8 protein-coding genes and 1 pseudogene are annotated in these 11,933 nt (G+C 28.2%); 3 read left to right on the top strand and 6 right to left on the bottom strand.

Going from position 1 to position 11,933, the window contains the following annotated elements; translation table 11 throughout:
- Positions 1-158 precede the first annotated feature (158 nt).
- The 3 genes from ACR0QS_RS06460 (at position 159) to ACR0QS_RS06450 (ending at position 4,226) form a co-directional block, all read left to right on the top strand.
- Entirely contained in the window at positions 159-1,778 is a 1,620-nt protein-coding gene (locus ACR0QS_RS06460; protein ID WP_432632620.1) for a hypothetical protein, read from the top strand.
- Between the two features lie 24 nt (positions 1,779-1,802).
- Positions 1,803-3,449: a hypothetical protein gene (locus tag ACR0QS_RS06455; RefSeq protein WP_432632619.1), complete on the top strand. Its 1,647-nt coding sequence runs from the start codon at positions 1,803-1,805 to the stop codon at positions 3,447-3,449.
- A gap of 102 nt (positions 3,450-3,551) precedes the next feature.
- Positions 3,552-4,226, top strand: coding sequence for a HEAT repeat domain-containing protein (locus ACR0QS_RS06450; RefSeq protein ID WP_432632618.1), 675 nt, complete (start codon positions 3,552-3,554; stop codon positions 4,224-4,226).
- A 71-nt stretch (positions 4,227-4,297) separates the two neighbouring features.
- Here ACR0QS_RS06450 and ACR0QS_RS06445 read toward each other — a convergent pair whose 3' ends face one another.
- The 6 genes and pseudogenes from ACR0QS_RS06445 to ACR0QS_RS06420 all read right to left on the bottom strand — a co-directional run.
- The gene (locus ACR0QS_RS06445) at positions 4,298-5,266 is read right to left on the bottom strand and encodes a tRNA dihydrouridine synthase (protein ID WP_432632617.1); all 969 of its coding nucleotides are present in this window, start codon (positions 5,264-5,266) and stop codon (positions 4,298-4,300) included.
- 9 nt (positions 5,267-5,275) lie between these two features.
- Complete coding sequence (ruvX, locus tag ACR0QS_RS06440; protein WP_432632616.1) at positions 5,276-5,683, bottom strand: Holliday junction resolvase RuvX; 408 nt, start codon at positions 5,681-5,683, stop codon at positions 5,276-5,278.
- Positions 5,684-6,922, bottom strand: a complete 1,239-nt coding sequence (locus tag ACR0QS_RS06435) for a peptidase U32 family protein (protein ID WP_432632615.1) — start codon at positions 6,920-6,922, stop codon at positions 5,684-5,686.
- A gap of 1,260 nt (positions 6,923-8,182) precedes the next feature.
- Positions 8,183-9,742: a VWA domain-containing protein gene (locus ACR0QS_RS06430; protein WP_432632614.1), complete on the bottom strand. Its 1,560-nt coding sequence runs from the start codon at positions 9,740-9,742 to the stop codon at positions 8,183-8,185.
- A gap of 2 nt (positions 9,743-9,744) precedes the next feature.
- Positions 9,745-11,331 (bottom strand): AAA family ATPase, encoded by a 1,587-nt coding sequence (locus ACR0QS_RS06425; protein ID WP_432632613.1) that lies wholly within the window; start codon positions 11,329-11,331, stop codon positions 9,745-9,747.
- Positions 11,332-11,698: 367 nt separating this feature from the next.
- Positions 11,699-11,933, bottom strand: a pseudogene (locus ACR0QS_RS06420) (hypothetical protein); the annotation flags it as partial.

Below are 11,933 nucleotides of genomic sequence, written 5' to 3'. Positions count from 1 at the left end.
GATGTAAATTCTACAATACAATACAATACAATACAATACAATACAATACAATACAATACAATACAATACAAGCCATTACTATATAATTTTTGGCTGTTTTTTCGTTGCAAAAGTAAAGAATTATATACTTCATTTTATTCAATATTAGGAGTTTTATTATGATTAAACTCCCTGAAAAAATTAATATGGATAAATATATTACAAATATTATATCTTTAGTTTTGATATTTCTTTCCATAGCTTTTTCTATTTTTATTTCATTTTATGCTATTGATAAAAGATTTATAGGAAAAGACCAGGAATCTCATTTCTACGATATGAAACAATATTATGTAAATAAAGAATTTCCAACTATGGGAGCAAGATTCATAAGCACGGATTCTATTACAAGCCCAAAAGTTCCCGGCGGAGCTTACTATATATTTTATACTTTATTTTATAAATTAGGACAAGAAAATTTATTTATAGCCAAGATAATTAATCTTATTTTCAATTTGATAATCATATCTATATTTCTTTTTTGGTTTTATAAAAAATTTGGAATATTTATTACATCAATAATAAGCGCTGTTTTTCTTTTAAATCCTTATTTAATCATGTCCATAACGGATTTTTGGAATCCAAATATAACTTCAATATTTAGTTTATTGTTATTTATTTTTCTATACGAATATATTGGAGGAGTAGGCGAAAATATAAAGAAAATTTCAGCGACTTTAATATTTCCAATACTGGCTTTAATGTCGCAAGGACATTTTACCGTATTCTTTTCTATGATTCCGACTTTAATAATTTATTTAATCGTAAGATTTTCAAAAACTAAAAAATATATTTTGTTTTGGACTTTAGGAATTTTTATTTCTTTTCTATTATATCTGCCTTATTTAATCCATGAAATAAACAATAATTTTTCCAATATTCGCTATGCTATAAATATGAGAGGCGAGCTTTCTTCCGTCCCGTTTCCACAAATTTATTTTTTATTATTATTTCCTACCAATGAAATGTCTGCGATTTTTGGAACAAGAATAGGTTCGTTTATTTATTTTTGGTTTACAAAACCGATTTATATTTACGGTTTAATATTTCTTATAATAAGCGTTTTATTTTCAGCATTTGTTTTCGTAAAATCTATAATATTTTTAATATCAAAAAAATTAAAATACGAAACAGACGAAAAAATATACGCATTAAAAGAAATTATTTTAATATTGATATTATTTATACCTGTAACTATTATAAGTTTTATTATATTCAAATCTAAATCTGGAACTTTTCATTATCTTTATTCGGCTTACTCTATTTCATTCGCTCCTATGGTATTATTTTTTGTCCAAATCGAAAATAAAATTAAAAATGATATAAAAATTTTTTCTATAATATTTGCTATGCTCGTCTTAAATTTATTTTCTATTACGGGACAGTTAATAAGATATTTTAATTTATTTGAAGAACCGAGAAATTATAAAAGTCATTATCAATTACTCCAATTTTTAGAAAAAGATTCTAAAAGTGAAGCCGTTTATATATACGATAATTTTTCTGGGACATTAAGAAATCAATATATAGATATTTTTAACACATATTTTCCAAACCATAAAATTAATTTTTCAACAAATGCAAAAATCGTATATGCAATTAAAGACAATATAGTAGAAAAGAATTGGGATGCCAACAGAATTCAAAATGACATAAATTATTTGATTCAAAATAATGCTATCGAACTAACCAATATTAAAGGATTCACAGTATATAAATTTTTAATAACCAACGAGTAAAAAATAAATAATAGGATAAATAAAATGAATAAAAATTTAAATAAAATATTAATCGTTCTTATAATTTTTTCTATAATATTAAACGTTTTTTCTTCTTTTTATTTTCAAAAATACGCATTCCTTTCAAACGATAACGAACAGCATTTTTACGATATGAGAACGGGATACGATAATGGAATTATTCCGCATACGGGAGCGAGGCTTGTGACGAGCGGAAAAATCATAGACGAAAACGCGGTTAGAGTGCCAGGAGCGGGATTTTATGCAAGGTTTATATCTTTGTATTCTATTGCAAACGGAAATTATTATATGGCGAGAATATTTGATGTTTCTATATATTTAATCGTTTTATTTATTTTTCTAATATGGATATATTTTAGATTTGGACTAACGGCTTTATCCGTATTAACCGCTTTTATATCTGTAAATTGCATATTTTTTGAAGCTGTTACTTCTTTTACAAATCCAAATCCTGTTGTCATGTTTTCTTTCTTATTTGTTATTTTCTTTACCGAATATTTAAGAAATGAAAAATATTCAAAAATATTTGCATCGCTTTTATTTCCAATTCTTGCGATAATGGGACAGTTTCATTTTGCGGTTTATTACGGCATAGTTCCGACATTAATAATTTATTTGATTATTAAGTTTAATTACTCCAAAAAATATTTATCGTATTTAGCTTTGGGCGTATTCTTGTCGTTTTTATTATATTTGCCGTATTTAATAGCAGAAATACAAAACGGTTTTGAAAATTCTTTAAGGATGATTAATCTTTCAAAGGAATATACGGTTGCATTTTATAAACGATTTCCTCAAATATACGCTCAAATAATTTTTCCAACTTTTACATTAAATAAATTTGATATAAAAACTATTTTTAATTTTTGGGACGCGGTAAGCCCTTTTATGATTATTATAATATTAATTTCGCATATTATCGTAATTACTTCTTTTATAATTTCTTTTATTTGCGTAGTTTTAAATAAAAACATATTTGAAAAAATTAAATTTAAAAACGACAATCTCATAAAAGAATTATTATTTTTCTATTTTCTATATATTCCCGTAGCTGTCGCTTGTCCAATGATTTTGAAAGGGAAAGGCGGAGGATATGTATATCATTTTTCTATGTTTGCAATGTCTTTCTTTACCATACTTTTATTTGTTAATTATTTATTTTATAAAAAACCTAAATTATTTAATTGTTTTATAATATTTCTTTTTATTCATATATTTGCAGTGTCATGGCATTATTATAAACAAACTTATAAATCGTCTTTAATAGGCAAAAAACAAAAATTAACTTACGATATTGTTAAGCATATAGGAACGGACGCAAACGGAGAGAGCTTTAAATTATATTCAAGAGATATATTTAATTACTCTTCTTGGCTATTTCTAAATAAAAAAGAGAATAATATTTCTGAAAATCCTAATATAGAATATTTAATAATTGAAAATACAAATTCCGCGCTTTATAGATTTAACGATGACGATAGAATTAAAGAAAGAGAACCGCATAGAGCTTTGACATTATATTATTGGTATAGTCCCGTAAATAAACCGAATACCAAAGATATAAGCAGAGATTTTTATATAGATAATTCTGAATTGATTTATACTAACGAATTATTTGCTTTATATAAAAAAGATTTGAGATTGAAATAATAAATTTTTAGTGAAAAACTATATTAATAAATTAAATAAAAACGCTTGCAAATTATTAAATAATAATATATTATTTTAATTAAAATCAACAAGGGGTAAAAAATGCTCAAAAAAATATTTACTTTAATCTTTATATTCGTATTATCAACGGTATCGGTTTTCGCTCAAGATGAAGAAAGCGAAAATTCGGCAAACAAACCGAGAGAAGCTTTGACAAAAGACTTTGTGGACGCTTTGGCAAATCAGGATGAAAGTCTGTTATTAAGCGCCATCGAAATGGGAAGTCCCGAAGTTAAAGCTTTATGTTTTCAGGCTTTAAGCGAAAGCGGAGCGAGCAGCGATTTATTAATTCAAGCGATTAATAGATATGTTGGCTATGGATTAACGGGAAATACTCCGTCTAATTCGGATTCGGAAGTTCGCTATCAGGCGTTAAAAGCGGCAAAAACCGCGGTGGCAGAATCTTCCGTTCAGGCAATATCGAGTATGCTATATGCGGAAAGAGAAACTTTCAATATTATAGCGGCGATTCAAGCGCTTGGAGAAATCGGAGACGCTAAAGCAGTTCCTTCATTATTATTTCATTTAAGATTAGGAAGAACGCAGGGAATAGTTTATGAAGCCGCGGTAGCTTTGGGAAAAATAGGCGATTATTCTGCACTAGCCGATTTGGTATATTTGGCTCAAGACGACAGATACTTTTTAGCCGTTAGACAAGCCGCCGTTGATGCGATAAGGAATATTAATCCTCCTTCAAGCGATTCTTCCGAACAATAATTTTTGATTAGATTTAATTAAAAATAAAAACCTATTCTTTTATTAGAGTAGGTTTTTTATTTTGATTTACATTAATTTTCAATAATCAATTCGTCCAGCAATTCAAATAATTTATCTTTACTTTCGCATTTCATTAATTCAATTTTATTTTCCATTCTATAACCTGAAAGATATTTCATTATAAATTTGCGCATGAAATGAATTCCGCTAATCTCTCCGTAAAATTCGCAGCAGCCGTTTATATGTTCTTTAATAATATTTTTAAGATTTTTATCAATTTTTTTTTCTTCTTCAAATTCAAATATTTCGTTTAATTCACTAAATATCCATGGATTTCCTATTGCCGCTCTTCCAATCATTATTCCGTCAACTTTATAATTTTCAAAAACTTTTTCGGCGTCTTCTTTACTTTTTATATCTCCGTTTCCTATCAAAATATAATTTTCTCCAAGCGCTTCTTTTATTTTACCTATTTTTTCCCAATCGGCGTTTCCTCTATATAAATCGCTTGCGTATCTTCCGTGCAAAGTTAAAAAGCATGCGCCGTTTTCTTTAATCGCCAAAGCTCTTTCAATTTCTCCGCCTTCTCCTCTCTTGAATCCGAGTCTTATTTTTACGCTCACTGGCAAAGGAGACGCGGTTTTTACGGAATTTAAAATCGAAATCATTTTATCAATATCGGTTAATAATCCCGCTCCGCCGTTATTTTTCACAACTTTTTTTGTCGGGCAACCCATATTAATATCAATAAAAGAAAATCCTTTCAAGTCGGTTAATTCAATCGCTTTTTTAAAATCGTCTTCGTTGTTTCCGAATATTTGCAAAGAAATGGGATGTTCGTCCTCTTTATGCTCCATATATCTGTAAGTTTTTTTTATCATTCTTGCCAAAGCCGCCGCACTCACAAGTTCGGTTGTAAGAAGTCCCGCACCAAATCTTCTGCATAATCTTCTAAAAACATAATCCGTATAGCCCGCCATTGGAGCCAAAAAGAATCTCGAAGGAATATTTATATTTTTTATTATAATATTTTTAGTCATTTTTTATATTTATTTTATATTTAAATAATTCAAATAATTTTCAAGTATAAGAACAGCCGCCAGCAAATCATTATTTTTTTTCTTGACGCTTTTTTTCTTTCCTCTTAAAATATATTCCGCTTCTTTTGAAGTTCCGTATTCGTCTATAAAAACTATATTTACTTTAACGCTTTTAAGTAGAAATTCGGCAAATCTTCTTATCTCAAAACACCATTCGTTTTCTTTTCCATCGTCCGAAAGAGGAAGTCCAAAAACTACAGTATCAATTTTTTTTTCTTCAATTATATTCATTAAAATTCGTTTTACTTTTCGAGCATTGCTTTCTTCAATAAGTTCGCAGGGAAAAGGAATTTTTATTTCCATATCCATATAAGCAGTTCCCGTTCGCTTTTTTCCGAAATCAACTCCCAATATCATTTATTCGTTTTCTTCCATCGTTATAATATCGTATTTGCTAAAATTATGGACGCCCGATTTTATATAAGCATTGTCTATATTTTTTATAATGTCAACTTCAAAAAAATTTCCTTCTTCGTTTTTTATATATAAAGAAAATCTATCGTCTTTCAAATTCAAAAAATCTCTCCCTATATAAATAAGACTGTCTCCTTTATTTATCGTATTATAAACATTTATTTTGGAATATTCGCCCTCTTGTCCGACAATCATTCCCATTAATCTTCTGCCTTTCAAATACCCTTTCAATGCGGGTTTCATTTCTTCTCTATTAAAATAAAATCCAGTGTCGCTTTCCCTTCGGCTTATTGTGGAAAGTTCTTTTATATAACTTGCAACGGGTTCTTTTCTAATCGCTTCGGGATATTCTTCATAGCCGACTTTATCGAGTAAATTAAGCAGCACTCTATAAGTTCTAACGACATTTGCAACATAATAAACGCTTTTCATTCTGCCTTCGATTTTTACGGAATCGATTCCAGCCTTTGCAAGCAGATTTAAATATTCCGCCATTTGCAAATCTTTCGAACTTAATATCGCACTATGATTTTTGCCTTCTTCCAATTCCATAAATTCGCCAGGTCTCGTTTTTTCTTCGATATAAGTTTTGAAATTCCATCTGCAAACTTGCGAACAGTCTCCGCCGTTTGCATCTCTTCCGTTCAAATAATTCGACAATATGCATCTGCCCGAATAAGCCATACAAACCGCGCCATGCACAAAAGTTTCAAGTTCCAAATTCGTATTGTCTCTTATTTCTTTTATTTCGTCCAAAGACAATTCTCTTGCAAGTATAATTCTTGAAGCGCCCAAATGCTCGTAAACTTTGCAGGAATAACTATTCGTAACGGAAGCCTGCGTGCTTATGTGAATATTAGCGCTCGGAATAATTTCTTTAAGAAGTTCCAATATTCCCAAATCGGAAATTATAAAAGCGTCAATTCCAATATTAGAAATCGCTTTCAAATAATCTTTCAATTTATTTTTATCGTATTCATGCAAAAAAGCGTTTAAAGTTAAATATATTTTTTTATTCAAACTTCTTGCAAGATTAACGCAGTCAGCGAGTTCTTCGATAGTCGTATTTTTGCTTTGATGCCTCAAATTGAATAAAGCGCCGCCTATATAAACGGCATCCGCTCCGTAATGATAAGCGACTTCTAATTTTTCTTTATTTCCAGCAGGCGCAAGCAATTCCATTTTTATTCCTAAAATTAAAAAATTCTAAAAATTATTTATAAGTAAAATATATTATTTATTTTATATTAGAATTTATAAAAAGTATATAGTAAAGTAGAAAATATAAAGCGAACCCTATGCTTTCGCATGAGGTTCTAAAGATTATATTTTAATAGGGAGTTTCCCTTTGGAGAGAGAAAGCTTAAAAAATGAAAAAGATTTTAAACATAATTGCCCTTCTTTTTAATAAAATCAAAATTTCCTCTTACTTTTTTTGTGTAAAAAAAGTAAGCAAAAAAAACATCTTCATTAGCATTTGATAGCTCAACTTCTTACGGGATATATTCCTTTTTTTAAATTCTCCTCTCTTTTATTGACGGGAGTTTTACTCCCTTGTCTCTGAATATTTAACTTTATTAATATTCATTGTTTTTTTATCGCCGTCATTACGAGGTTTTGCAAAAAAACCGAAGTAATCCACAAAAAATAAATTTTACTTTATTTGGATTGCTTCACTCGCCAAAGGCGGGCTTTAGCCTCGTTCGCAATGACGAATTTTATTTTCAAATCAATGTCAAATACCAAATAAATTTACAATCAAATATTTTTTAATTAATCATCGCAGACACCAAATAATAAGCGTTTCCATCCAGTCGCTTTTAAATGAACGCCGCGAGGAGAATACCAATATATGAAAGAAATTTAGATTATCCGCAAACTTAATACTTTGTTAAAGTAAGCAAATTTTCTCGTTCTTTTTTGATGCCAAAAAAGAACCACGCTAGGCTAAAAGCCCACAGAATGAAGCGGGCAGTCGCCAAAAGAGACCTCTTTTTATCGCTCTGCGCGCCTTTGGCGAAAAAGAAGCAAAAACATCTTCATTAGTATTTGACAGCCCAACTTCTTACGGGATATATTCCTTTTTTAAATTCTCATCTTTTTAGCCCACGCTGTGTCCCTTTCGGGAACGGGAGTTTTACTCCCTTGTTTCTGAATATTTAACTTTATTAATATTCATTGTTTTAATTTAAAAAGTTTCAAAGTCAGTCATTACGAGTGCGCTAAAGCGGTTAGCATCCAGTCTCCAAGTATAATCCACATAAAAATGATAGAATTTAATTAAAAAATAAAATAGCGACTTATCCGAATTACTGCAGGAAATAATTACAACTATAAAAATTTGGATGCAAAATATAACGACTATAATTTGATTTAGGTTCGCATAGCGAGTTATTTAAGAAATAGAAAATATTAAAAACTATCGGGGAGCTATGTATCTTATCAATCAATATTTAAAATATTATCATACATTTTACCAGTTATTTCTTTAACGGAAGAAGTGGAGGCATCATAAACCCAATTATAATCAAATAAACTTTCTTTTAAATCAAACATAGGAGTAGAGCCTATTATAAGGGAATAAAATTTATTTTCATATTCTTTTTGTTTTTTTACCAAATCATAATCCTCTTTTGTAAAGTCGTTAAATACAAAATCGGATATAAAAAGTAAATCGGACTTTTTATAATTATCATTATTCATAGTATTAACGGCATGCCTTAAGGCGGGTATAGCGTCTGTGCCACCGTTAAAGCTAATTCTTAGAAATTCAATTAAATTATCAATAGTTTTAGGATATGTTAAATCAATAGTATATATTTGAGTGCTAAAATTAATCAAATAACAGTTTCTTTTTTGTCTCATAGCCCGAGTGGCTAAATAAAGCGTAACGGCTTTAGCAAGGTTTTCTGGAACTCCGCTCATAGAACCGCTTGTATCTGCGCATATTATTATAGGACCTTTCTTTTCCTCTTCTACTACTTCGACTTTTTCCTCTATGGTTTCATCGTAAGAAAAATCGGTATAACCTTCTTTTTTAAAAGTTAAAAGTCTATTTTCAAAATATTTAACTCCAAATAAAGTTTCTAAAATTCCCTCCGCCAAGAGAAGTTTTTCTTGAGGCAAAATATTATTAATGTCTCTTGAATATGTTATCCCTACTATCTCTTCTTTAGAATTTACATCTCTAACTTTAGTGTGAAATGTTTCTTTTCTAAAAATCGTTTCTATTTTATGACTCTCTTCCGCTTTTACAAATCTTCCCAACATATCGCATAATTTCTTTATACTTTCCGTATCTTTTATAAGGTTAGCCAAACTTTTAATATATTCAAAATCTTTTTTTAAAATATTACCCAAACTTAAATCAAATAATAAACCCGTATCGTATCCTAACGCTTCTTCAAGTTCTTTTATCTTTTTTATATATTCTAAAAATTCTTCCGTTTCTTTAAAAAATTCCGCTCTAAATTTATCTATTTCTCTTAAAGCCCACTCTGTATATTTTTCGTCTAACGCCTGTTTCCAATTATCCAAAACATTTTTTCTTATGGATTTTATATCCGTTTCTTTTTTTACTCTATGCGATTCGATTAATTTTTTAATTTTCTCTTCGATAGTTTTATTATAAATTTTATTATTTTTTCCTTTAAATTTTTCTAAAAAATTATATTTTTCGATAAATTTATTCAATTTATCGTTAAAAAATTCTATATTGGCGCTCTTATCAAAATTTTTATAGTGATTAATATCGTCTTTAACGGATTCTTCGGTTGTTTTATTATATTTAAAATCAGAATAAGATTTTCTATAAAGTCTATAATCGTTATCAAATGGACTCGATTGTTCTATATGCTTTTCTATTTTTTCGTTAAATATTTCGATTCTTTTATCTAATTCTTCTTCAACTTCATTATCGTTTAAAAATGTAAAATAATGCAAGAATTTATTTTTTAATAATTCTTTCGTTTCTCTTATTTTTTCTTTTATTATATTTATCATAATCAATCAGTAGTTTGACATTCTTCAATTTTAATTTTTTCCTGCTCTACTTCCGATTTTTTAGTCTTGAAATCTACTATATAATCTTTATAACTTTTTAAAATAATATCTCTATCTATTTCATTTACAAAAGGCGAATCTATTTTATTATTTTGTTTTTCCAAATCTTCTTCTGAAACTTTTATTGCATCATCTATTTTTTGTATTAATTCATCGCACCATTTTTCATAAGTTTCTTTCATTGTTGGACTAATAGTTTTAAAAGTTCCTTTTTTAGATTTTATTTTTAATCTTTTATCAATTTTATCTACATAATTTTCATCTTTAATAATTTTATAATAAGAATAATTAACGCTATTTAACGAGCATACGGTATTACCGTTAAAACAACATTCAAAATATTTTAATTCCGTCCCATCTTCAAGCAATGGAAAGAATTTATCGTTAGTGCTAATTTTATTTGTTGGAATATATAAATTCTTACTTATTCTATTAGAGCCACTATTGTATTGATAATATACTATTTGTATTTTACAACATTCAATCTTGTTTATATTTTCCGTATCATATACATCTTTTTGATTTATGCAATCGTTATTTATATCTTTCTTCAATGTTTCTATTTCATTATTTATATTTTCAAATTCCTCTCTATTTATTTGAGAAAAATTTTCTATGGATTTTTTAACTATTGCTTTAACTTCGTCAATATTTTCTTTTGATGTCCATATACAATGACTTATTAAAAAACAATCTATTGGAAGTATCTCTTCTCTATCCAAAAAATAAGCGGCGGTTTTTAATATATATAGAATATTTTTCCATCTTCTATCCGAAATGTATATTTGATTATCTTTATTTGCTTCATTATTATTATATTTTTCTATATCGTTTTTAATATACATTATAATATTTAATATATTTTCTGGAACTCGTATTTCATCTATAAGCGTATTTAAATCCTTCCATTCTTCAGTTGAAAATTTATTATCTTCGTCTATATTTGCGTTAAAATTTATATCTTTATCTACAATTAATTTTTTAAAATTATTTGCATCTTCAACGGAATTAACCAATAAACGCATAATAAATCTGTCATACATAGCTTCAAGCCCCTGATTTTTCGGAGGAGTTTCGTTACTAGCTGCCACAAGAGCCTTTAACGGAACTTTATCCTCTTGGCTTCCGTTTCTATATACTTTTTCATTTATTATAGTAAGCAAAGTATTTAATATAGCGGGCGAACTTTTCCAAATCTCGTCTAAAAATACAAAATCGGCTTTTGGCAAATAACCATCAAGCTTTCTCTCAAATTTATCTTCTTTTAATTTAGACAAACTAACTGGACCGAAAACATCTTCTGGAGTCGTAAATCTATTCATAAGCTGTCCAAAATATTTTGAATCTTTAAAAGCGGAAGATATTCTTCTAACTATTAAACTTTTAGCAGTTCCTGGCAGTCCGAATAAAAATATAGATTTTCCAGCAAGCGAACATAAAAATGTTAAAGCTATAATTTCTCTCTTTTCGTATAGACCTTCAGATAACTTTTCTATAATATTATTAACTCTTTCTTTTTGAGATACCATGTTTTAAATAATCCTTTTATAAAAATACACAAGCCCATTATAATAAATTTAAATATTTTTGCAAGTAAATTATACAACATTTAAAAAATTGTCATTGCTAGGCTACTGCCTAGACTAAAGCCCGAATTCTGATAACAATCCATAAAAAAGCCTAACCTAAGACTTAAGTATTAGGTAGACCAAATCAACCCTCCATTGTGGAGGAATTAGGCTAAAAGGCCCACAGAGTGAAGCAAGTTTTTGTTTTTTTGTTTAATATTAAAAAATTATGTAAACTAACTTTATAAACAAAAATAAAAAATGCGATAACTAAAAATAGCTACCGCATCAATTCTTTATAAATTATTTTTTATGGGATTAATTATAATCAGTCGTTAACGAAATAAAAACTAACTTGCCCTCCTATATCGAAAGCTCCCAAATTATTTTTGCTAAATCTGTCGTCTTTGATTTGCGGACCAAAATCGTATCCAGCGTATAATCCTATTCCCAAAGCAATTTCATCGCTAAAGAAAAATAAATAATCGAAAGTCGCTTTAATATATGGAATATAAGGATTTTTGAATTTATTTTTTAAGGAATCGAAATTATATTTTGTCTCG

The organism is Brachyspira sp., from assembly GCF_050873525.1.
GTDB lineage: Bacteria > Spirochaetota > Brachyspiria > Brachyspirales > Brachyspiraceae > Brachyspira.
This window is presented reverse-complemented; position numbering and strand designations above follow the sequence as displayed.